Origin of the sequence: Aeromonas sp. 95A (assembly GCF_051919235.1) — a bacterium.
GTDB lineage: Bacteria > Pseudomonadota > Gammaproteobacteria > Enterobacterales > Aeromonadaceae > Aeromonas > Aeromonas veronii.
This window is the reverse complement of sequence record NZ_JBQBFC010000001.1, coordinates 171,049-194,216: the sequence shown is the minus strand read 5'-3', so window position 1 is coordinate 194,216 and position 23,168 is coordinate 171,049. Positions and strand designations below refer to the sequence as shown.

Genomic DNA, 23,168 nt, shown 5'->3' with positions numbered 1-23,168 from the left:
CGTGACACGACCAAAGGGTAATATGCCCCTCATCACGCTTCCCCCAGATGGCGACCAAACTCCCGCGCCAGCGCCAAGTCGAGAAAACCGTCGGCTTTCTTGTGGGTGCGCAAAAACTGGTAATAGGCGAGCAGGGTGACCAGTGCCTCCTCATCGGGCAGCCCCACCCCGGGTTGCAGCTCGCCCAGCAGTAGTTGCGCCGCTGCCAGCGCCTCCCTGTCTACCACTTCCGCCTGACGGTAGAGATAACCGCAGCCGGTTGCCAGCCACTCCAGCGAGCAGTTGGCCCCCATGGCGATCTGGTTGGCCCGCGTCAGGCCAGGCTCGGCTCCCTTTAAATATTTGCGGATCAGCGCTTCACTGAGCCCCACCTTGCGGGCAAACGCGCTCACGCTCATCTCCCCGATCAGGCTCTGCAAGCGCTCGGCAAATCCTTCCATCCAACTCTCTCCTACTCTGCGATCAGAACCAAAGTTCGAATCATGCCACTGCCCATTATTGCTTTGCCAGCCACATGAGGCCAAGATGCCCGCAGTCATCTATGTTGCACATCGTTTTCGCATCGTGTTTTTCAAGGAGTCAACCATGTCTGTATCCCGTGTCGCCCTGCATCCGCAAGGCCCCACCTTCTCTCGCCTCATCATGGGTTACTGGCGCCTGATGGAGTGGCAGCTCTCTCCGGCCGCTCTGCTCGATCTGATGAAATATCATCTAGATCTGGGGGTCACTACCATCGATCACGCCGATATCTATGGTGGTTACCAGTGCGAAGAGGCCTTTGGTCACGCCCTACGCCTCGAGCCTTCCCTGCGCAGCCGGATGGAGATCGTCACCAAGTGCGGTATCGCCCTCACCGCCAAGCCGGAGCATGCTCTCAACCACTACAACACCGGCAAGGACCATATCATCGCCAGCGCCGAGGCCTCGCTGCGCAAGCTCGGCACCGACCATCTGGACCTGCTGCTGATCCACCGCCCGGATCCCCTGATGAACGCAGATGAAGTGGCCGACGCCTTTATCACCCTGAAACAGGCGGGCAAGATCAAGCACGCCGGGGTATCCAACTTCACCGCCCGTCAGTTCGAGCTACTGCAATCGCGCCTCCCCTTCCCGCTGGTCACCAACCAGCTGGAGATCTCGCCGCTTCATCAGGAAGGGACCCTCGATGGTACCCTGGATCAGTGCCAGCAGCTTGGCATCAAGCCGATGGCCTGGTCATGTCTCGGCGGCGGCCGACTGTTCAGCGATGACGCCTATGCCCCGCTGCGTGCCGAACTGGAGCAGATCCGTCAGGAAGTGGGCGCCCAGACTATCGAGCAGGTGGTCTACGCCTGGGTAATGATGCTGCCAAGCCAGCCGCTGCCATTGATTGGCTCCGGCAAACGGGAGCGGATTGCTGCCGCCGTGGCCACCGAATCCATCGTCCTCAATCGCCAGCAGTGGTTCCGCATCCGCAAGGCGGCGCTCGGTTACGACGTCCCCTGATAACAGCAAAACATTCAGAAACAAAAACGGCATGGGGGAAACCCATGCCGTTTTTTTATTGCCGAGGCACCTTAGCGGTGGCGCTGTTGCGGGCGACCACGGGGAGCATCTGTCTTCGGTTTGGCTTGGTTGACGGTGATGGTACGGCCACCGACTTCTGTGCCATGCAGACCAGCGATGGCCTTTTCGGCATCACCATTGACCGGCATTTCAATAAAACCAAACCCCTTTGACTGGCCGGTATCGCGGTCGATGATGATATCAACCTTGTCGACCTGTCCAAACTGGCTGAACAGGGTTTTCAGTTCGTCGGCCGTCATCCGGTACGACAGATTTCCTACGTAAATCTTCATGCCATCCACTCTCGATTCAAGGTGCCTTCTCTATGCAATTCCCAGCATAACGGTAAGGGCACAACCCCTATGCCGGACCTGCCATGGCTTCATGCCGTGGCCTTCTCCACACTGTCGTCAAGTGATTGATCTCTTGGGTTAACAGTGCAGACAAGATCAATTCGAGTCACTGGCAGTATCTGAGCTTTGCCGGGAATTGTCGAGAAAATAGTCGACTCAGGCCGATTGCAGATCTGACAACCGTTGCGCCAGCATCTGGCGACCGTGCCAGGCCCGTTTAAAGCCGAAGCGATAGACAGACGGGCTCACCAGATGCAGCTCCCCCGCCTTGAGATCCAGCAAGGCCATGGCCGCCGCCAGCTCCTCTTCACTCAGTTGCAGATCGAGGCTGAAGTCGAGCCACTGGCCGTCGTGACCCACTCGCCGCTCCCGTTCGAGCGCCACCAGCTGGCTGCGGGGCAGTGCCAGCGCCTCATCCTTGTTGCCATTGAGCAGATAGATATGCTGTTCATCCCACCCCAGCTCCGCCAGGCGCCAGGGCTGCCAGCTGCGGGGCAGCGACACCATGATCCCGGTGATGCCACCAAAGACCACGCCCACCCAGTTGAGCAGCGCCATGGCGCCCCAGCCATCCCACAAGGAGGCCGCCACCACGCCCCAACTCACCAGCAACAACAGAAAAATGACGCAGCGATAGCGAACCGCTGGCGGCATCAACAGCTGCACCTGGGAACCGGCAAGCAAGGATGTAATACGCATGAAAAGCTCCTGTCATCACGAAATGGCGCCATTGTGAATAGCCATCAGGATGCTGACAAGGGGGTTTTCTTTGTCATCCCCCTATAAAATCAATACCATGACGTAAATGATTCTCAGTGGAACCCGCTTCTTGACCAGCTCGCAACCCTGTGTGCGCTTTTGTGGCGTCGACAAATTCTATGGCGACTTTCAGGCTCTTCATCACATCGAACTCACCATTGAACGGGGAGAGAAGTGGGTCATCTGTGGCCCGTCAGGCTCGGGAAAATCGACCCTGATCCGCACCATCAACGGGCTGGAGGGGATCGATGGCGGCCAGCTATTCCTGTTTGGCGAGCCGGTGACCCCTTCCTACCTGCGTCGCCTGCAAGGTCGGGTCGGCATGGTGTTTCAGCAGTTCAACCTCTTCCCCCATATGACGGTGCTGGAGAACCTGATGGTGGCGCCGGTGCATACCCTGGGGTTGCGCCCTCAGGAGGCCAAAGCCCGGGCGCTCGGGCTGCTCGAGCGGGTGCGCATTCAGGCACAGGCCGACAAGTACCCCCACCAGCTCTCCGGCGGCCAGCAGCAGCGGGTCGCCATCGCCCGCTCCCTCTGCATGCAACCCGAGCTGATGCTGTTTGACGAGCCCACCTCCGCCCTCGACCCCGAGATGATCCGCGAAGTGCTCGATGTGATCCGCGAGCTGGCTGACGAGGGGATGACCCTGATCTGCGTTACCCACGAGATGGGCTTTGCCCGTCAGGTGGCGGATCGGGTGCTCTTTATGGATGAAGGGAAGATTATCGAGTCGGCCCCGCCCGCCCAGCTGTTCAACGCCCCTCGTCACCCGCGTACCCGGGCCTTCCTCGAACAGGTGCTCAGCTATCATGGCTAGGCTCAATCGCCCCCGCCTGCTCGGCTGGTTGTCAGGCACTGTGATACTCTCTGCGCTACTGGGCTGGGCGCTCTATAGCGGCGCTCGCCAGATGGGCTATGAGTGGCAGTGGCCGCGGGTGTTGCCCTTTCTCGGCGAATGGGACGAGGGAACCTTTTATGCCGGCCCCTTGCTAAACGGCCTGCTGGTCACTTTGCAGGTGGCGCTGCTCAGTCTGTTGGGCACGATGGCGGTCGGGGTGTGCGTGGTCAGCCTGCGGCTGCTCCCCTCCCGGCTCGGCCCCTGGCTCGCCATCGCCTATCTGGCGCTGGTGCGCACCACGCCCCAGCTGGTGCAGCTCTATATTCTCTATTTCTTGCTGGGCCCCATGCTGGGATTGGCCCCCCTTGCCTGCGCCGTGTTGAGCCTCTCCCTCTATCAGGGGGCCTTCACCGCCGAAGTGCTGCGTGCAGGTGTACAGGCCATTCCCAAAGGACAGTGGGAGGCAGCCCAGTCGCTTGGCTTGTCACGGGCCATCACCCTGCGCAAGGTGATCCTGCCCCAGCTGGTGCGCATCACCTTGCCGCCGCTGACCAACGAGCTGGTCTCCCTTATCAAACATTCGGCGCTGGTGAGTGTGATCGCCATCTTCGATCTGACCAACGAAGGGCGTACTCTGGTTGCCGATACGTTTCTGACCTTTGAGGTGTGGTTTACCGTAGCTGCCCTCTATTTGCTGTTAACCCTGACGCTGTCAGCCTGTTCGCGGGCGCTGGCCCGTCACCTGAATCCGGATCAACAAGGACGTTAACCATGAATCTGTCATTCAAGACCACCCTGTCGGGCGCTGCCCTGCTACTGACAAGCCTGCTCACTCCGGCACTGGCACAAACTGCTCCCTCCGACACCCAGGCACAGATCGAGCAGAGCGGTACCCTGCGGGTCGGCATGTCCACCTTCGCCCCCTGGGCGATGCACGACAAGCAGGGGGCCCTGATCGGTTTCGAGATTGACGTGGCCCGTCGCCTCGCCACAGATAACGGCTGGCAGGTAGAGTTCGTGCCTACCGCCTGGGATGGCATCATCCCCTCCCTGTTGGCGAAAAAATATGACGTCATCATCGGCGGCCTCACCATCACCCCCGAGCGGGAGAAGAGCGTGCGCTTCACCCAGGCCTACTCCCATTCGGGGGTGCAGCTGGCCGCCTCCAGCACCATGGCCAAAGAGAAGAAAACCGTGGCGGACTTCAACCAGCGCGGGGTGATCCTGGCGGTACGTCGTGGCGCCTCACCGGTACAGGTGGCAAAAGAACACTTCCCCAAGGCCACCCTGCGCCAGTTTGATGACGAGTCACAGGTATTTCAGGAGGTGCTGAACGGCCGCGCCCACGGCGCCCTCTCATCTTCCCCGAAACCCGAGCAAGAGGCGCTGCGCCACCCCGATGCCCTCTTTATGCCGTTTGCCGAGCCGTTGGCACAAGGCGATGAAGGCTTTGCCCTGCGCAAGGGGGATGATGCCCTGGCTGAGCAGTTCAACGAGTGGATCGCCGCCCGTCAGGCCGATGGCTGGCTCAAGGCGCGCCATGACTACTGGTTCAAGTCGCTGGCCTGGGAAGCGCAGGTCGCTAACCCCTGATGCTGATTGCTCTAAAAGAGACCATCCGGCGCATCGTCCGTGGGGCATGTCGGAACATCAACTGGCTGGATGGGGCGATCGCCCTGATCCTGCTGCTGGCTGGCCTCTGGCTGGCCAGCCGCTTGCACATCGGGGTGGCCTATCAGTGGCGCTGGCATGAGGCCTTCGATCTGCTGTTCACCCCTGGCCCTCACGGCGAGTTGCCCTACTTTTTCAGCGGTCTGCTCACCACCTTGCGCATCGCCTTGCTCGGCATGGTGCTGGCGCTGCTGCTCGGCACTGCGCTGGGGGTAGCCGCCTTCAGCCGCCGCCCCTGGCTGGTGATGCCCGCGACCCTGTTTATCCAGCTGATCCGCAATCTGCCGCCGCTGGTCTTTATCTTCATCTTCTACTTCTTTATCGCCAACCAGCTGCTGCCTGCGAGCGGCCTCTCCCGCTGGCTCGGCACCGTATCACTCTCCCCGTGGCAAGAGGCGCTGTTTGGCCCACCTGCCCGCTGGGAAAACCTCATCTCAGGCACCCTCTGCGTTGGCATGATCAGCGCAGCCTTCGTCGCCGAGATCGTCCGTGCCGGGCTTGCCGCCATCCCCCGTGGCCAGTGGGAGGCGGCGCAGAGCCTCGGACTCTCCCCCTGGGTGCGGCTGCGCCATGTGATCCTGCCGCAGGCCATGCTGCTGATGTTGCCCCCCCTCACCGGTCAGCTCATCGCGCTGGTGAAGGATACCGCCATTGTTTCCCTTATCTCGGTGCAGGAGCTCACCTTCGTCGGTACCGAGATGGCCAACTCCAGCGGACTGGTCTACGAGATCTGGCTGCTGGTAGCCGCGGCCTATTTATTTATATGTTTGAGTCTGTTCGTATTGCTGAGCCGACTCGAAGCAAGACAAGGAGCACGCACATGCTGACGTCCCTGTTGCTGGCGACTGTATTGCAAGCGGAAGCCATCGGTGGTTATGCCGCCGGTTGCCTGAAAAACGGCGTATCCCTGCCCCTCGAAGGGCCGGGTTATCAGGTGATCCGCACCAAACGGCTGCGCTACTACGGCCACCCCGACCTTATCCACTACCTGCAAGCGCTGGCCAACCAGACCCGCATGGCCGGGCTGCCGGATCTCTATATCGCCGATCTGGCGATGGCCCGTGGCGGCCCCTTTACCTCCGGCCATCGCAGCCACCAGACTGGCCTTGATGCCGATATCTGGTTTCGCATGGCCAACCGCCCCATCAGCAAATGGGAGCAGGATGCCCCCAAGGAGTGGGCACTGATCGACGAACCCAGCTACAAGATGTTACCGGGTCGCTTTGGCCCCCAGCAGCTAACCCTGCTGCGGCTGGCGGCCAGCAAACCCGAGGTGGCCCGCATCTTCGTCAATCCGGTGATCAAATCCGCGGTCTGCCAACAGGCAGGCAACGAACCCTGGGTCGCCAAGCTGCGCCCCTGGGTGGGCCACTTCAGTCACTTCCACGTGCGGCTGCGCTGCCCGGTGGGCAGCCCCGATTGCGAGCCCCAGGCTCCCATTCCGCCCGGCAATGGCTGTGGGGAAGAGCTGGCATCCTGGCTAAAAGACAAGCCCCAGCTGCCCAAGGTATCCGGCATCAACAAGCGACCTGAGCTACCTGCGCGTTGTGGCAACTGACCCCAAGCTGGTATGGTGGTGCACTCTTGGTCGTACACCATCCATGGCGCACTATCGACTCGAAATACCAAAGGAGAACAACAAGATGGCCACATCACTCTGGCGCAGAACCACGCAGAGCCTGTTGACCCTGACCCTGCTGCTCGGCCTGACCGGCTGCGGCATGAACAACATTCCGACCCTGGATGAGCAGGTTAAAGCAAGCTGGGGGCAGGTGGAGAACCAGTATCAGCGCCGCGCCGACCTCATTCCCAATCTGGTCGCAACCGTCAAGGGCTACGCCAGCCATGAGCAGGAGACCCTAAAGGCGGTCACCGATGCCCGTGCCCGGGTCGGCAGCGTGCAGGTGAGCGATCCTGCCCAGCTCAAGGAGTTTGAAGCGGCGCAGAACCAGCTCTCCAGCGCCCTCTCTCGCCTGATGGTGGTGGTAGAACGCTACCCCGAGCTGAAAGCGGATCAGCAGTTCCTTGCCCTGCAGGCCCAACTGGAAGGAACCGAGAACCGCATCTCGGTGGCTCGCCGCGACTATATCGAGGCGGTGCGCCAGTTCAATACCGAGATCCGCACCTTCCCCTGCGTTATCTGGTCCAAGCTGCTCTACTCGGATCTGGAGGCCAAACCCAGTTTCAGTGCCAAACCCGGTGCCGATGAGGCGCCCAAGGTCAGCTTCCAATGAAGATGATGCTGCGCTGGTTTCTTCCCTGTCTGCTGCTCTGGGCCAGTGCCCTGCAAGCGGCACCGGACTTCCCGGCGCTGAGCGGACGGGTGGTGGATGAAGCCAGTCTGATGTCCCGCAAACAGGCCCATCAACTGACCCAACAGCTGGCCGCTTTTGAAAAGCGCAGCGGTATCCAGCTGGTGGTGGTCTCTGTCGACAGCCTCGATGGGGAGACTATCGAGGAGTACGGCTACCAGCTCGGTCGCCACTGGGGGATCGGCCAGAAAGGCAAAAACAATGGCGTGTTGTTGCTGATCGCCCAGGATGAGCGCAAGGTGCGGATCGAGGTGGGATATGGGCTGGAAGGCGCCCTGCCCGACGCCATCGCCGCCAACATCATCCATGGCCGCATCCTGCCCGCCTTCAAGCGCGGCGATATGGTGGCCGGGATCATGGCGGGCAGCCAGAGCATCATGAAGGCACTCGCCGGGGAATATCAGCCGGTCGAGCAGCCAAAGAGTGACAACGGTGGCGGCCCCTGGCTGTTTATTCTGGTGGTGATTGCAATGATCGTGCTCCACAACCTGCGCGGGGGTGGTGGCGGTGGGCCGGGAGGACGACGTCGGTCGACCTACATGGCTGGTGGATTGGGTGCCGGCTCCTTTGGTGGTCGCTCCGGCGGCGGATTCAGCGGTGGCGGCGGCAGCTTTGGCGGCGGCGGAGCCTCCGGTGGCTGGTAACAGGAGTAAAGAGACAAATCATGATTTCTAAACAGTTCTTCCACACGCTTCAGGCCAAGGTGCGCGAAGCGGAGCTAGAGACTGATGCTGAACTGGTCACCGTGCTGGCCCCGGCCAGCGATGGCTATCGCTACATTCCCACCCTCTGGGCGGCGCTGCTGGCGATGCTCACGCCGCTGCTGGTGTTCCAGCTCGGCTTCTGGCTCGGCTGGTACGAAATCCTGCTGGTGCAGTGGTCGGTCTGGCTGCTGCTGAGCCTGCTGTTCCACTGGACCCCCATCAAGATGCGGCTCATCCCGAAGAAGGTTCGCCAGCACCGGGCGGCCCTGATGGCTCGCCTGCAATTTGTCGAGCAGGGGCTGCACCGCACCCGCGACCGGCTCGGGGTGCTGATCTTCGTCTCGGCCGCCGAGCACTATGTAGAAATACTGGTGGATGACGGCATCGCCCAGCATATCGACAACGGCCAGTGGCAGGAGATCATCGACGACTTCGTGGCGCGAGTGCGCAACAAGGAGATCGAACAAGGTTTTCTGGAGTGCGTTGAGCGCGTTAGCGCCATTCTGACCGATGCCTTCCCGGCCACCCGGGATCAAAACGAGCTGCCGGACAGCCTGATCATCCTCGACAAGCCCTGATCCGGTTTAAAAAACAGGCATTCTGCGCAAGCGTTAGGCATTCGGAAAAGATTATGAAAAATAAGGGGAAAAGAGGTTGACCCACACAGCCCTTTCCCCTAAATTACGCCCCGTTCCAGCGCAACAGCGCAGCGAACGAAAATTTGGTGAGGTGTCCGAGTGGCTGAAGGAGCACGCCTGGAAAGTGTGTATACGGCAACGTATCGAGGGTTCGAATCCCTCCCTCACCGCCAAATTTAAAAAAACCGACCTCAGGGTCGGTTTTTTGCTTTCCGGCAAACGCAAACACCTATGCCGACAAGTGAGCCAGAGCCACGCAGCGGCGGGTCATCCACGCTCTCACCCTCCGGTTTGCAAAGCACTGATGGAACATCACAGCTTTTCGTATTGCCAGCACCCGCCCCCTACCTTGCTTTTGTGATTGCCCCACCCGACAAGCGCTCCTTCCTGTCACAACAGGAGCAACAAGATGATTGCAATGCCATCTTATGGCCGCAACACGCCTTCTTTTATGGACGTTACCCAGCGCCCATTAATTGCTCAGCGATTGGATTTCATTTTGAAAAACTGATACTTAAGTAGCTACACTAGCCATTATCAACATGCAGGGACGTGTAAAAGATGAGCTTGATTGGCTTGGTACTGGCGTTGATCGCCATCATTGGCGGCAACATGATCGAGGGTGGTCATCCCAGTGCACTGCTCGATCTGCCCGCATTTCTTATCGTGATAGGTGGCACCATAGGTGCTGCGCTGACCCAGTTCCCTTTCTCCGTCGTCGGCAGCACCATGAGGCGTTTCAAATGGCTGCTCTCTCCCCTCAAACTCGACCTGCTGGAACAGGCCCAGTTACTGGAGACCCTGGCAGGCAACGCGCGCCGCAGCGGTATGCTGGCGCTGGAAGGGATGATCGAGGAGATCAAGGATCCCTTCCTGAAGAAAGGGGTGCAGATGATGGTCGATGGCTACGAGAAGGCCAAAATCCACGAGGTGCTGGAGAACGAGATCGAATTTGAACAGGAAGATCTCGAACAGACGGTCAAATTCTATGAAGCCATGGGCGGCTACTGCCCGACCATGGGGATCGTCGGGGCGGTATTTGGCCTGATCCACGCCATGGGTCTGCTGGATGCCCCCGACAAGCTGGGCGGCGCCATCGCGGTGGCCTTTATCGCCACCATCTACGGGGTATCCGCCGCCAACCTGATCTTCTTGCCGTTCGGCAACCGCTACAAAGGGTTTGCCCACCAGATCCGCCACTACAAGGAGATGACCCTGACCGGCATTCTCTGCATCGTGGATGGCGAGTCGCAGGCACGCCTGCAAGTTACCCTCGAACCTTATCTGGGAGGTCACGGTGGCCAAAAAGAAAAAGGCTGAAGCACCGGAGAACCATGAACGCTGGCTGGTCTCCTATGCCGACTTCATGACCCTGCTGTTCGCCCTGTTTGTGGTGCTCTACTCCTTTGCTATGGCCAAGCAGTCCGAAACCCGGGTGCTTATCCAGGGCTTTATCGAGTCGCTGGGTAAAATCGGCCTCATCTCCCCGCCTGCCGGATCACCTTTGATGCAGGGGGGCACAGGGATTCTCGAGCCAGAATCAAAAACTACGCCGAGCAGCCCGAAAGAGGAGACTGTGCTGGAGAAAGATGCCCCCATGGCGGCATCGGACCCCTTCAACGAGACCATAGGTGCCTCGGAAAAACCGAGCGCCACCGAAGCCTGGCCCCACAAGACCAAGGAGCAGGAGTGGGTGCAGGTGACCAAGCAGAAGCTGGAGCAGCAGCTAAAGGCCCAGATTGAATCGAAGGATCTGGAGGTCGAGCAGCTTGGCAGCCAGCTGGTGATCCGCATCGGCGAGAAGGCGCTGTTTCCCGCCGATTCGGCGTTCCTGCAGCCCCAGTTCATCCCGCTGGTCAACAAGATCGCCGGCATTTTGGCCAATATCCCGGGGCAGGTAGTGGTCACCGGTCATACCGACAACTCCCAGGCGCCGGTGGAGCTCTATCGCAACAACTGGGAGCTCTCGGTGCTGCGGGCCTCTTCCATCGTGCAGACCATGCTGACCAACCCCCAGCTGGATGCCAGACGAGTCATCGCTCAGGGTGTTGCCGACACCCAACCCCGCTTTGCCAATGACACCCCCGAACATCGCCAGGCGAACCGCCGGGTCGATATCACCCTCTCTCAAGGCAAGGCAGCAGAAGAGTCACTGCAACTGCTCAAGCCCTGATCCCCCCGCTCCCGCTTCGCGCGGGAGCCTCTTTTTTAAAAACAAATAACTCAATAATATCAATACCATAAGATCTTAATGATAATGATTGCCATTTATTGTCAAGTGGTCAGGCCTCTGCAATAATGCCGCCCCTCAGGCTTAAATAAAAACAATTATCATTATGAACAAACTGCTTCAGGCATGGCCGGCACTCCTTTGTGCCTCCGCTGGCGCGGCCGATCTCCCCCTGTGGAGAAGGCTCGCAGCGACGACACCATCATTGTCACCGGGCAACGGGTACAACAGAAACTCTCCGATGTTTCCGGCTCCATCACCGTCATCACCCAGGAAGAGCTGGACCGTCAGGTCGCCAGCGAGCTGACTCATGTGTTTCGCAAGATCCCCGGTGTCTCGGTCACCGGCTCTGCCGGGCGACCGCAAAACATCAGCGTGCGCGGCATCGGGGGCAACCGTATCCTGCTGATCAAGGATGGGGTGCGCGTCAGCGACGGCTTTGGCGCCGACAACATCAATGACAAGGTGGGTCGCTTCAACTTCGACCTTGATGACATCAAGCAGATTGAGGTGGCCAAGGGGGCCGGCTCCTCCCTGCATGGCTCCGATGCCATCGGCGGCACCGTGGTGATGAATACCAAGCAGCCGGAAGATTATCTGCAACAGCAAGATAGCTATCTGGCGGCCAAAACCCTCTACGGTGGCGACAGCAACAAGAAGAAGCTCAGCATGACCAGCGCGGTGCGGGCACTGGAGAGCGAACATTTGTTGCGCCTCTCCGGCTGGCGCGGCAACGAAACCGCCAACTTTGAAGAGAACCGCATTCCGGCGGATCTGGATGGCATGAGCGCCTCCACCAGCAGCCGCCTCCCCCTCAATGCCCATCACGCTCTGCGGCTGGAGCTGGACTACTACGAGGATCACGCCAAACGCCAGATGGGGCCCAAAGCGGTGCCCCAACCCGATGGCAGCTGGGACGTGGTCGGTTTTCAGGAAGATGGCGATCAGCGCACCCAGGGCGGCAAGTTCAGCTGGGAAGCCAGCGATCTGGGCATGGTCGATACCCTCAACTGGAGCCTGTTTGGCAACCAGTCACGCAACGAAGCCAACCAGCGCCAGCTGCTGCGCAACGATGCCCTGAGCGGCTATCCCAGATATCGCAGCCAGCGCACCCTCTCCACATTCGAGGAGCTGCGCCTTGGCAGTGAGCTGGAGCTGCAGAGCAAGCTGAGCACCGGCTCGCTGGATCACACCTTCAGCTACGGTGTGGAGCTGGAGCAGGCCAACCACGAGCGGCCGGTCAGCAATCTGACCCTGGAAGATGGCATCACCACCCAGGGACAGAAAGCCCCCTTCAGCAAGGCCGAGACCCGCCGCGATGGCATCTGGCTGAGCGATGTGATCGATCTGGGCAACTGGCAGTTTACCCCGACCCTGCGCTTTGACCGCCAGCGCCTGCGCGCACCGGACAGCAATCTGGCCGAGAACCACAGCGACCACATCTCCCCCAGTGTGGCGGCCAGTTACCGCTTCAACGAAACATGGCGCAGCTGGCTCAGCTATGCCAACGGCTTCCGCGCCCCCGCTTACGATCAGGTTTACGGCAACATTCCTCACTACTTTGCCATGCCGCCGTTCGAGATCATTGCCAACCCCAACCTCAAGGAGGAGACCAGCCACAGTCTGGAGTGGGGAGTGAATGGCCAAAGCGACAACTGGAGCGTCAAACCGGCCGTTTTCTACAACCGCTACTACAACTTCATCGACTGGCGCCAGACCGGTTTTCGCCTCGATGACGGTGTCTTCCTGCGCCAATATCGCAACGTTGCCAAAGCAGAAACCTGGGGCGCCGAGCTGGCCGCCAGCCTCTGGCTGAGCGACGAGTGGGAGCTTTCGACTAATCTGGCCTGGATGGATGGCAAGGATCACCGCGGTGAGCCGCTGCGCACCCAGACACCGCTGGAAGGCAACACCACCCTGCGCTGGCAACAGCTCGACTGGGGGGTTGAGCTCAGTGGCAACTATGCCGCCGCCATGACCAAGGTGCCCCAATGCGCCAATGCGCAGACTGGCTACAACGGTGCCTGCCAGAGCAGCGCAGGCTGGTTCAGTCTGGATCTCACCGGCGACTGGCAGATCACCGAGGCGCTCAAGGTCAATGCCACCATCGGCAACCTGCTCGATACCCGCTATGTCCGCTATCAGGATGTGGCCGGACTCCCGGCTGGCAGCGACACCTCCCTCTACAGCCAGAGCGGCCGCTACCTGTCAGCCAGCCTCAGCTACCGTTTCGTGGGGATGTGATGAAACATCATGCAATCATGGCGGCCCTGTTGGCCGTCCCGTTGGCGTGGGCGCAAGAGGCCCTGCCACCGCCGATCCCGTCCCAATCGCACCTGATTTCAGGCAATCCCGTACGCCAGGATCCCTACTTCTGGTTGCGGGACGAGAGCCGTAGCAACCCGGCCATTCTCGCCCTGCTCAAGCAGCAAAATCGCTGGAGCGAGCAGCAGCTCGCCGCGCAGCAGCCGCTGGAAGCAACCTTGCGCGCCGAGTTTGCCCGTCATCCGGCGGGGGAATCTGTGCCAGAGAACTGGCTTGTCCGCGGCGATCAGGCATGGCTGCTGCGCCCGGATGGCTCACTCTGGCAACGCCACGGGGGCAAGGTGCAGCAGCGGCTTCCCGCCAGAGCGGGTGAGGCCTATTACGAAGCGGGCGGCTGGGCACTGAGCCCGGATAACCTCACACTGGCCATCGCCGAAGACAGGCGCGGCGATCTCGACTATCAGGTCACCCTGCTCGATCTCCAGAGCGGCAAGGCGCTGGCCAGTTTGGCACAGCGCAGCGCTGATCTCGCCTGGTCACAAGATGGTCGCACCCTTTACACCATCGCCAACGAGCGCTACACCCTGCGTCCCTGGCAGCTGCGCAGCTGGCAGAATGGCCAGGAGCAGACTCTCTATGAGGAGCAGGATCCCGCCTGGCTGCTCAGCCTCTATCGCACCACGGATGGCCAACATCTGGTGTTGCAGGGCAACAACCACGATAGCTCGGAGCAGTACCTGCTCGACTCGGGCAAGCCGCAGCAGGTCAAACCCCGCCAGCGCGGGGTGGAATACTATCTGGACAGCCAATCCGGCTGGGTGATCAAGAGCAACCGGGAGGGGGCATTTGCCCTCTATTCAGCCAGCACGCCGCTCGGTGAGTGGCAGCGCCTGTGGCCCACCAAAGAGGAGGATCTCGGCGATCCCGACAAGTGGCGACTGTTTGATCGCCATCTGGTGGTGCAGTTTCGCCAGCAGGGGGAGGATTGGCTCGCCCTGCTCGACCGCAACGGCCATGAACGCCAGCGCCTGCCGCTGGCCAGTGGCGCCGGTACCGGCTGGCTGCAAGGAGAACATGACCCGGCCAGCGACCGCATTTTGGTGCGCAGTCAGGGCTTGAGCCAGCCCCCCGGCCAGCGCTGGCTGGATTTGATCAGCGGCCAGTGGATCAACGACCAGCACACCGCAGGCAATAAAGCATTGCCCTATCAGAGCGAGCGGCGCTGGATCACCTCTGCCGATGGCACCCGGGTGCCTGTCTCGCTGGTGTGGCGCAAAGATCTGGCCCCCCGTGCCGTGCTGCTCTATGGCTATGGCGCCTATGGCACGCCGATGCGCCCCTACTACCAGAAAGAGCTGTTAAGCCTGCTGGATCGCGGCTTTGTCTACGCCATCGCCCATGTGCGCGGCGGCGGCATGCTGGGGCAGCAGTGGACCCGCGACGGACGGGGCATCAACAAGCAGAACGGCATCAGCGATTTTATCGCAGCCAGCAACGCCCTGCGCCACTGGTCGCCCGACTCTGCTCCCCTGCCTCTGTTTGCCATGGGGGGCAGCGCGGGGGGCACGCTGGTTGCTGCGGCCCTCAACCAGCAACCGACACTCTTTAGCGGCGCCGTGTTGCAGGTTCCCTTCGTCGATATGCTCGGCACCATGAGCGATCCTGCCCTCCCCTTGACCCGTCAGGAGTATCAGGAGTGGGGCAATCCGGCCAAGCCCGCAGAGTATCAGGCGATGCGCCGCATCAGCCCCTACGACAACCTGCACCGCGCCCCCTACCCGCCCCTGCTGGTCACTACCGCCCTGCACGACAGCCAGGTGCCCTACTGGGAGCCGGTCAAGTGGCTGGCCCGCCTGCGGGAGCACAGCACGGGCTCCGGCCCCTACCTGCTGCTGACCGAACTGGAGGGAGGCCACCGCGCCGGTGGTGGCGATCGGGCTCGTGAATTTGCCTTCTTGTTGCATCTGGCGGGGATCAATCAATGACCCTGCCGCTGATTGGGAGTACCACTATGAAACCCCTGTTGCCCGCCCTCTTGCTGGGGCTGGCTGGCTTTTCCACTCAGGCCGCCGAACTGCGTTTTGTCGAACAGGACGCCCCGGCCGATACCCGCCTCTGGCTCGAACAGCAGCTCGGCGTCACCCTGAGTGATGCCCCGGCCTATCAGCGCCAAGGCAAGCTGGGCCACTATCTGCATTATCGCCAGCAGCTCAATGGCGCACCGATCGCCGGCCTGATGGCCGCCGTCAGTCTCGATGAGCAGGGTCGCCCGTGGCGCCTTTATCACAATACCCGGCTGATGCAGGCACAGGCGGCTCCATGTGATGAGGCAAACCGCGCCGGGGTGGATGCCTATACCGCCACGCTGGATGGTACGGTGTGGAAATTCGCTGGCAGTGACGAAGCCCAGCCCTGGTACTGGCAGGATGGCGACACACTGACTGCGGCCTGGCGCCTGCTGGCGGTGGAAAGCCAGCCGGGCAACAGCAAAAGCAGCCACTGGCAACTGTTTGTCACCTGCGATGGCAGCGCCCTGCTGGGGCGCACGCTGCAAGAGGCCAACACCCGTGCCGAAGCGGTCCCGCAGGCAGGGGAAGCGGCTACGGTGCAGGCCCGCATCTTTGCCCTCGACCCACGCACCCAGCTGCAAGATGGCAACCTGCTGTGGCGCCACGATCTGGTGCTGGACAACCGGGCCTATCGCACCGTGCCGCTCACGGTACAAAAGGTGGATGACACCTACCAGCTAAATGGCCCTCGCGCGCGGGTCGTGGATGGCACGGCGCCGGAAACTGCCCCCTTTAGCAGCCCTGATGCCGATGGCTTCCAGCTGGATCACCAGCAGCCCGCCTTCCTCGATATCAATGGCTACTACCATCTGGATCTGGCCCAGCGCCATGTGGAATCCCTTGGCTACCCGACGCTGATGGGCGGCCCCCTGGCTATCGATACCGATGCCGGGGAGCAGGACAACTCTCTCTATGACCCCTTCCTGCGCCGGTTGGAAATTGGCCGGATCGGGGTGCCCGATGCGGAAGATCCCATGGTGATCTGGCACGAGTTTGGCCATGCGGTGCAGCACCATATCCTGCCCGACATGGGAGAAGAAGGGGACTGGGGCGCCATCGGCGAGGGCTTTAGCGACTATCTGGCCGCCAGCTGGCGCCAGCGCAGTCCCGAAGCCCGCCAGTTCGAGCCTTTCATGGTCTTCAACTGGGATGCCAGGATCAGCGGCCGGACGCCCCGTCAGCTCGATGATCTGCGGGCGCGCTATCATCCGGGCTTCCTCTATCCGGCTCACCTCACCATCAACGGCAGCAACGGCGACCAGCTGTGGGGCACCCCGCTCTTCACCGCGCTGCGCCAGACCGTTGAACAATATGGCGAGGTAGCCCGTGACGAGTTCGATACCCTGCTGATTGAATCCCACTTCGGCCTCGGCCCGCAGGTGCGGATGCCCCAGCTGGCGCGGGTCACCGTGGATACCGCCAACCGCCTCTATCCGGATCGCAGCTATGGCAAGCTGCTGGAGCAGGCCTTCCGCCACCACGCCTTGCTGCCCACGCCCATCGCGGCCCGCCTTGCCGATGACAGCTACATTCTGCCCGGGGAGAAAAAGAGCCTCGCCATCGAATTGACCAACCAGAGCGGCCGGCCCCTGACCGTGGCCGACGCCAGCCAGCTCCCGACCAAGGGGCTCATGGGTGACGGTCACTGGCAGGGAGAGCTCAACGCCGATGGCAGCGCCCGCTGGACCCTGCCGCTGGAAGCAGCGAGCAACCTGACCTGTGGCGAGGCAGTCACCTTGCCGCTGCAGTTCCAGCTCACCCTGCCCAGCCCCACCGAGCGCCAGACCCGCCTTGACCTGCAACTGCCGATCGGTGAACCGCTCTGGCTGCGGGCCATCGGCCAGGGTGGCCAGATCAAGGATGCGGTGAGCGATGAACGGCACGGCCTGTCCCGCTTCACTCTCACCCTGCCCGAGAGCAAGGCCCGCATCGACAGCGGATTCGTGGTCGCCCTCGATCTGGAGCATAGCAAACTGGAGCAGCTGGAGGTCTGGCTCACCTCCCCTTACGGCACCCGGATCAGCCTGTGGAACAAGGGCTACGCCAGCCATACCCGGCTTAAGGGGGAGTTTCCCCGTGAACTGGTACCGTTCGAATCGCTGGGCAAGCTGCACGGCGAACCGCTCGCTGGCCGCTGGCTGCTGGAGATCAACGACACCAGCGCCGGTGACACCGGTCAGTTGCGCAACTGGCGGGTAGCCCAGCAAGTCGGCGCCCGCTGTGACAAGGATGAAGCCCTGCCCAACACCGGCATCATTCCCCTTGAGCAGGATGAAGGGGGTGGCGGCACGGCTTCCCCCCTGCTGCTGTTGCTGGCCCTCTGGCCCCGCCTCTGGCGCCGGAGCACCCCGCGCCGTTGAATCCTGTACCACGGGGGTTACCGCCCCCGTGAACCTGTGACCGAATCAAGGAATGTGAAGTGAAACCATCCGTACTGGTTATTGCAACCCTCTCAGCCCTGCTCAGCGCCTGTGGCGGCGGGGAAGATAACGCACCACTGGCGATCCCGGACTACCGGGTCGATGTCGCCCTGCCAACCGCCGGTACCCTGTGCGCCGATCTGGATCAGAACTGGCAATGTGATCCTGCCGACCCTGCCGTCAGCGGCGAAGGAGTTGTGGCCCTGGTCAGCCGTTCGGCCAACATCGTCAACTCGCCCCTGCTGTTCGTACCGAGGAGCGGAGGACTGCTGCTGGCACATCCGGCCGCCAAAGGGGATCCACAACGGCTACAACCGACCCTGCTCAGCACCCTGTGGCAGAGCCGCATTGCCGAAGGGGTGGCCGCCGATCGCGCACTGACGCAGCTGCTGGCCGATCTCGCGCCGCTGCAACCGGGCAGCGACCGCGCGGCCCTCGCAGGTCTCGGCCAGTTTGATCAGGCGCTACAACAGGTGGCGATCAGCTTGCAGCAACAGGCCCGCACACGCCTTGCCACCACCAAGGAGACCCAGTTGCTCACCACCAGCTATCGCGCCATCAGCCTGATGCTGGCGCAATTGGCTCAGGAGTGGCAGCGCAACGGCCAGTTTGCTGAAGAGAGCCAAAGCGAGCTGCTGACCCTGCTGGTGCAGCAGCAGCCACGCAACCTGCTGACCGTCACCGGCGTCACCACCTTCAGCGATGGCAACGATCCGCTGCTGGAACAGGAGCCCGACGACTATCCGGGACAAGATGCCAGCTGGAATCGCACTCGTCCCCAGCTTGCCTATCGCAAGCTCGATGATCGCGGTCAGGTGCTCCCCGACAACGCGCCGAGCTGGCAGTGCGTCAAGGATCTCAATACCGGTCTGGTGTGGGAGGTCAAATCGGATGATCCCTTGAGTCCGGACTGGAAAAGCAGACCCTTTGCCTATGAGGATGAGCAGTTCAAGGCGACCGCAGGCGAGCAGCAAGCGGCCTACCAGCATATTCATAACAGGATCGAACAGCTCACCGCCGAAGGAGATCTGGCGGCCCTCGCCCGGGCACAGGCGCTGACCACCATGCTGACCACCCGCGCGTATCAACAGTGGCTCAATGGCGAGCAGCGCTGCGGCATCAGCCAGTGGCGGCTGCCCACCATGGGTGAGCTGATGTCACTGATGCACTACGGTAGCCTGGCCAAGGACCCGCTGGGTCAGCGCATCATCGTGGACACCCGTTACTTCCCGGATATCGCCCCCTCGGAAGATGACACCTACGATGGCTACTACTGGAGCGCCACCAGCAACACCGCCCAGCGCTTCTCCGGTGGCCCCATCAGCAAACGCACAGTCCTGCTCTTGGGAGAAGATGCGGGCACCACCTATCCCGCGCTGGTGCAGCAAGATACCTATATCGAGCTGATGCAGGTACGACTGGTCGCCACTCCCCAATAATCCGAGGAATATCATGAGCCTTTATCGCTTTTCGTTCGCCATGCTGGCACTGATGGCCCCCCTGGCCCACGGTGCTGCCATCTGTGATGACACCATGGATCGCACCGCCCCCTCTGCCCGTTTTCTTGACCATGGCAACGGCACTGTCACGGATCAACACACCGGCCTCACCTGGATGCGCTGCAAACTGGGACAGACATGGAGTGGCAGCAGTTGCCTGGGGGAACCGACCGTTTACTACTGGCAGCAGGGGCTGCAAGTGGCGGAGCGGATCCGCAGTGACAGCAGCCATGCTCTCTATCACTTCGGCGGTATCAGCCAGTGGCGCCTGCCCGACATCAAGGAGCTGGCGACCCTGGTCGAGCATGCCTGCTACAAGCCCTCTCTCAATGAAGCCATTTTCCCGCGCGCCATGGCGGGGGGCGGTAAAGAGGTCAATGAGGGCTATGTCTATCTGATGAGCAGCACGGTAACCTCCGCCAATGGTCAGCGGGCGTATCTGGATATCACCTCGGGAGATATCGGTCTTCGCTCCATTGGCGCCTACCCGGATCAGGTCTTGCTGGTCGCCAATAAACCCTGACCGCCCCACGCTCGAAACCGGAACGCGATGACAGGAGAGGCTTGAAAGCCTCTCTTTTTATTGTTCTTGCCCCCCTAGCTCACCCGCCATCACGCTCTTCTCCCGCCAGTGCCCCCTGCCCGCGATACCGACCTGATCCGGCTTCGCACGCGGCATTTACCCCTTTCAGGTGATGACGAGGAGCAGCTCTCTGCGCTTTCCAGGCCTTTCCCACCCGCCATAACCAGCAAAAAAGTGCGCTTCTTAACAAAATTTAATTACCGGTTAACCGATTAATAATTAACCCGTAAAAATGACATGTAAATCAGTGCGAAAGTGTCATAATGCGTAACATTATTGTTAAGTCGCTTGATTAATTTGGTTAGGAAAAACCTCTATGTTTGCTGATATTTCTGCTCAACATTGGGCTTTTGCCATTTATGTCATCGGTGCCATCACCATCTGTCTGGTGATGATAGGCCTCGCCGCCCTGCTGGGAGGTCGTGCCTACGGCCGCACCAAGAACAAGCCATTTGAATCTGGTGTCGACTCGGTCGGCAGTGCCCGCCTGCGTTTTTCCGCCAAGTTCTATCTGGTCGCCATGTTCTTCGTCATCTTCGACGTCGAGGCGCTCTACCTGTTTGCCTGGTCTGTCTCCGTGCGGGAGAGTGGCTGGGTCGGCTTTATTGAAGCCACCATTTTCATCGGACTGCTGCTTATCGGCCTGATCTACCTCTGGCGCATCGGCGCACTGGACTGGTCACCGCGCAAACCGCAGTTGAACAACAAAAACAGTGATTGAACCACAGACCCTTTCCTTGAGGTTGCACCATGAAGTACACCCTGACCCGGATTGACCCGGATGCACCCGTTGAGCGCTACCCCCAGGAGCAGCGCCAGACCGTCGATGACCCACTGGCGCAAGAAGCGACGCGCGGCATCATGATGGGCCGTCTCGAGGAGGTGCTGCAAGACACAGTCAACTGGGGCCGCAAAAACTCCCTCTGGCCTTACAACTTCGGCATCTCCTGCTGCTACGTGGAGATGTGTACCGCCTTCACCTCCCCCCACGATGTGGCCCGCTTCGGCGCCGAAGTTATCCGCGCTTCGCCCCGTCAGGCCGATTTCATGGTGATTGCAGGGACCCCCTTCATCAAGATGGCGCCAGTCATCCAGCGCCTGTATGAACAGTTGCTCGAACCCAAGTGGGTGATCTCCATGGGCGCCTGTGCCAACTCCGGCGGCATGTATGACATCTATTCCGTGGTGCAGGGGGTGGACAAGTTCCTGCCGGTCGACGTCTACATTCCGGGTTGCCCGCCCCGTCCCGAAGCCTTTTTGCAAGCCCTGATGCTGCTGCAGGACTCCATCGGCAAAGAGCGCCGCCCCCTCTCCTGGGTGGTGGGCGATCAGGGGATCTACCGTCCCCAGATGCAGGCCGAAAAAGAGCGCAAGCGCGGCGAACGGATCAATGTGACCAACCTGCGCACGCCGGATGAGATCTGACCATGAAACTGACTCGTGATTTTCCCAGCAATTACGCCATGGCCCAGTGGCAGCCCAGCGACCACAAGGATGCCAAAGTCATTGGCGAACTGTTTGCCCACTTCGGGGCCGAGCACTTCACCGTGCAGACCACACGCACCGGCGTGCCGGTGGTCTGGCTCCCCCGCGAACTGCTGCAGGATGTGATGGGCTTTTTGCGCAAGGTGCCCTCCCCGTTTGTGATGCTGTTTGATCTCAGCGCCACCGATGAGCGGCTGCGCAGCCATCGCGACGGTCTGCCCCAGAGCGATTTCACCGTCTTCTATCACCTCATCTCCATCGACCGTAACGCCGATGTGATGTTGAAAGTGGCGCTGGCCGAAAGTGACCTGCATCTTCCCACCATCACCAACCACTTCCCCAATGCCAATTGGTACGAGCGGGAAGTGTGGGATCTGATGGGCATCACCTTCGATGGCCACCCCCATCTGACCCGCATCATGATGCCCAAGAGCTGGCAGGGTCACCCGCTGCGCAAGGATTACCCGGCGCGCGCCACCGAATTCGATCCCTTCATGCTCGATGCCGCCAAACAGGACATGGAGCAGGAGAACCTGCTGTTCAAACCGGAAGAGTGGGGGCTGGCCCGCGGCAACGAGAACGAGGACTACATGTTCCTCAACCTCGGCCCCAACCACCCCTCTGCTCACGGCGCCTTCCGGTTGGTGTTGCAGCTCGATGGCGAGGAGATCCGCAACTGCGTGCCTGACATCGGCTATCACCATCGCGGTGCCGAGAAGATGGGTGAGCGCCAGTCCTGGCACAGCTACATCCCCTATACCGACCGGGTCGAGTATCTGGGCGGGGTGATGAACAACCTCCCCTATGTGCTGGCGGTCGAGAAGCTGGCCGGCATCAAGGTGCCGCAGCGGGTCGACATGATCCGGGTGATGATGGCGGAGCTGTTCCGCATCCAGAGCCACCTCTTGTTCCTCGGAACCTATATTCAGGACGTGGGGGCCATGACCCCGGTCTTCTTCACCTTCACCGATCGGCAGAAGATCTACACCATCATCGAAGCGATCACCGGTGCCCGCATGCACCCGGCCTGGTTCCGCATCGGCGGTGTGGCCCACGACCTGCCGAAGGGATGGCAACGGCTGGTGCAGGACAACCTGCTGAGCTGGCTGCCCAAGCGGCTGATGGATTACGAAAAAGCGGCGATGCGCAACAGCATACTGCGGGGTCGAACCATAGGCGTCTCTGCCTACACCACCGAGCAGGCGTTGTCCTGGGGCACCACGGGGGCCGGATTGCGCGCCACCGGCCTCAACTTCGACGTGCGCAAGTGGCGCCCCTATTCGGGCTATGACCAGTTCGACTTTGAAGTGCCGGTCGGCAGCAATGGCGATGCCTACGACAGAGCCACCGTGCGGATCGAGGAGATCCGCCAAAGCATGTCGATCATCGAGCAGTGCATGAAGAACATGCCGGAGGGCCCCTTCAAGGCGGATCACCCCCTCACCACGCCGCCGCCGAAAGAGCGCACCCTGCAGCACATCGAGACCCTGATCAACCACTTCCTGCAAGTGTCTTGGGGCCCGGTGATGCCCGCTGCCGAGTCGTTCCAGATGATTGAGGCGACCAAGGGGGTCAACAGTTACTACCTGACCAGTGACGGCTCCACCATGAGCTACCGGACCCGGATCCGCACCCCGAGCTTTGCTCACCTGCAGCAGATCCCCTCGGTGATCAAGGGCAGCATGGTGTCGGACCTCATCGTCTATCTGGGCAGTATCGATTTTGTTATGTCGGATGTGGACCGTTAAGTGATCCGCCATCCCGGCCATGGCCGGGAATCGGGATCGCCGGACGAGC

Annotated in this window: 22 protein-coding genes and 1 tRNA gene; 20 read left to right on the top strand and 3 right to left on the bottom strand. The window is 61.1% G+C overall.

Translation table 11 applies throughout. From position 1 onward, the window contains the following. Positions 1-32: 32 nt before the first annotated feature. Positions 33-440: a helix-turn-helix domain-containing protein gene (locus ACTG2U_RS00805; protein ID WP_257687487.1), complete on the bottom strand. Its 408-nt coding sequence runs from the start codon at positions 438-440 to the stop codon at positions 33-35. 145 nt (positions 441-585) lie between these two features. Between ACTG2U_RS00805 and ACTG2U_RS00800 the strand changes: the two genes are divergently transcribed. Next, the gene (locus ACTG2U_RS00800; protein ID WP_026034846.1) at positions 586-1,485 is read left to right on the top strand and encodes an aldo/keto reductase; all 900 of its coding nucleotides are present in this window, start codon (positions 586-588) and stop codon (positions 1,483-1,485) included. Positions 1,486-1,556: 71 nt separating this feature from the next. Here the strand turns inward: ACTG2U_RS00800 and ACTG2U_RS00795 are convergent, their stop codons facing one another. Continuing rightward, positions 1,557-1,838, bottom strand: coding sequence for an RNA recognition motif domain-containing protein (locus tag ACTG2U_RS00795; RefSeq protein WP_005337180.1), 282 nt, complete (start codon positions 1,836-1,838; stop codon positions 1,557-1,559). Between the two features lie 216 nt (positions 1,839-2,054). Continuing rightward, a complete protein-coding gene (locus tag ACTG2U_RS00790; RefSeq protein WP_088869409.1) occupies positions 2,055-2,597 on the bottom strand; it encodes a hypothetical protein in 543 nt (180 codons plus the stop codon). Between the two features lie 106 nt (positions 2,598-2,703). Here ACTG2U_RS00790 and ACTG2U_RS00785 point away from each other — a divergent pair, with 106 nt between their 5' ends. The 19 genes from ACTG2U_RS00785 (at position 2,704) to nuoC (ending at position 23,119) form a co-directional block, all read left to right on the top strand. After that, entirely contained in the window at positions 2,704-3,474 is a 771-nt protein-coding gene (locus tag ACTG2U_RS00785) for an amino acid ABC transporter ATP-binding protein (protein ID WP_335865401.1), read from the top strand. Next, entirely contained in the window at positions 3,467-4,264 is a 798-nt protein-coding gene (locus tag ACTG2U_RS00780) for an amino acid ABC transporter permease (RefSeq protein WP_439973880.1), read from the top strand. The genes ACTG2U_RS00785 and ACTG2U_RS00780 overlap by 8 nt, the downstream gene beginning before the upstream one ends. Before the next feature lie 2 nt (positions 4,265-4,266). After that, a complete protein-coding gene (locus ACTG2U_RS00775) occupies positions 4,267-5,088 on the top strand; it encodes a transporter substrate-binding domain-containing protein (protein WP_439973879.1) in 822 nt (273 codons plus the stop codon). Continuing rightward, positions 5,088-5,993 (top strand): amino acid ABC transporter permease, encoded by a 906-nt coding sequence (locus ACTG2U_RS00770; protein ID WP_069555751.1) that lies wholly within the window; start codon positions 5,088-5,090, stop codon positions 5,991-5,993. The genes ACTG2U_RS00775 and ACTG2U_RS00770 overlap by 1 nt, the downstream gene beginning before the upstream one ends. Further along, complete coding sequence (gene mepA, locus ACTG2U_RS00765; RefSeq protein WP_005359850.1) at positions 5,987-6,724, top strand: penicillin-insensitive murein endopeptidase; 738 nt, start codon at positions 5,987-5,989, stop codon at positions 6,722-6,724. The genes ACTG2U_RS00770 and mepA overlap by 7 nt, the downstream gene beginning before the upstream one ends. A gap of 85 nt (positions 6,725-6,809) precedes the next feature. Next, positions 6,810-7,400, top strand: a complete 591-nt coding sequence (locus ACTG2U_RS00760; protein WP_439973878.1) for a LemA family protein — start codon at positions 6,810-6,812, stop codon at positions 7,398-7,400. Further along, complete coding sequence (locus ACTG2U_RS00755; RefSeq protein ID WP_309507126.1) at positions 7,397-8,122, top strand: TPM domain-containing protein; 726 nt, start codon at positions 7,397-7,399, stop codon at positions 8,120-8,122. The genes ACTG2U_RS00760 and ACTG2U_RS00755 overlap by 4 nt, the downstream gene beginning before the upstream one ends. Before the next feature lie 20 nt (positions 8,123-8,142). Continuing rightward, positions 8,143-8,760, top strand: coding sequence for a TPM domain-containing protein (locus ACTG2U_RS00750; protein ID WP_005337196.1), 618 nt, complete (start codon positions 8,143-8,145; stop codon positions 8,758-8,760). A gap of 145 nt (positions 8,761-8,905) precedes the next feature. Next, positions 8,906-8,993: transfer RNA gene (locus ACTG2U_RS00745), tRNA-Ser, on the top strand. Positions 8,994-9,381: 388 nt separating this feature from the next. Further along, positions 9,382-10,140 carry a flagellar motor protein gene (locus ACTG2U_RS00740; protein WP_103251547.1) on the top strand — a complete coding sequence of 253 codons (759 nt, stop codon included), beginning with the start codon at positions 9,382-9,384 and terminating at the stop codon, positions 10,138-10,140. After that, positions 10,118-10,993, top strand: coding sequence for a flagellar motor protein MotB (locus ACTG2U_RS00735; protein ID WP_101529948.1), 876 nt, complete (start codon positions 10,118-10,120; stop codon positions 10,991-10,993). The genes ACTG2U_RS00740 and ACTG2U_RS00735 overlap by 23 nt, the downstream gene beginning before the upstream one ends. Positions 10,994-11,176: 183 nt before the next feature. After that, positions 11,177-13,294 carry a TonB-dependent hemoglobin/transferrin/lactoferrin family receptor gene (locus ACTG2U_RS00730; RefSeq protein WP_439973877.1) on the top strand — a complete coding sequence of 706 codons (2,118 nt, stop codon included), beginning with the start codon at positions 11,177-11,179 and terminating at the stop codon, positions 13,292-13,294. Next, on the top strand, positions 13,294-15,300 hold the full coding sequence (locus tag ACTG2U_RS00725; protein ID WP_439973876.1) for a prolyl oligopeptidase family serine peptidase: 2,007 nt from the start codon (positions 13,294-13,296) through the stop codon (positions 15,298-15,300). Before ACTG2U_RS00730 ends, ACTG2U_RS00725 begins: the two co-directional genes overlap by 1 nt. Continuing rightward, complete coding sequence (locus ACTG2U_RS00720; RefSeq protein ID WP_439973875.1) at positions 15,297-17,744, top strand: proprotein convertase P-domain-containing protein; 2,448 nt, start codon at positions 15,297-15,299, stop codon at positions 17,742-17,744. Before ACTG2U_RS00725 ends, ACTG2U_RS00720 begins: the two co-directional genes overlap by 4 nt. 59 nt (positions 17,745-17,803) lie before the next feature. Next, a complete protein-coding gene (locus ACTG2U_RS00715; protein WP_439973874.1) occupies positions 17,804-19,243 on the top strand; it encodes a DUF1566 domain-containing protein in 1,440 nt (479 codons plus the stop codon). Positions 19,244-19,256: 13 nt separating this feature from the next. Further along, a complete protein-coding gene (locus tag ACTG2U_RS00710) occupies positions 19,257-19,826 on the top strand; it encodes a DUF1566 domain-containing protein (protein ID WP_127006467.1) in 570 nt (189 codons plus the stop codon). Between the two features lie 376 nt (positions 19,827-20,202). Beyond that, the gene (locus tag ACTG2U_RS00705) at positions 20,203-20,607 is read left to right on the top strand and encodes an NADH-quinone oxidoreductase subunit A (protein WP_005344919.1); all 405 of its coding nucleotides are present in this window, start codon (positions 20,203-20,205) and stop codon (positions 20,605-20,607) included. A 29-nt stretch (positions 20,608-20,636) separates the two neighbouring features. Then, entirely contained in the window at positions 20,637-21,311 is a 675-nt protein-coding gene (locus ACTG2U_RS00700; RefSeq protein WP_005344917.1) for a NuoB/complex I 20 kDa subunit family protein, read from the top strand. Positions 21,312-21,313: 2 nt separating this feature from the next. Next, positions 21,314-23,119 carry an NADH-quinone oxidoreductase subunit C/D gene (gene nuoC / locus ACTG2U_RS00695; RefSeq protein ID WP_040067274.1) on the top strand — a complete coding sequence of 602 codons (1,806 nt, stop codon included), beginning with the start codon at positions 21,314-21,316 and terminating at the stop codon, positions 23,117-23,119. Positions 23,120-23,168 lie beyond the last annotated feature (49 nt).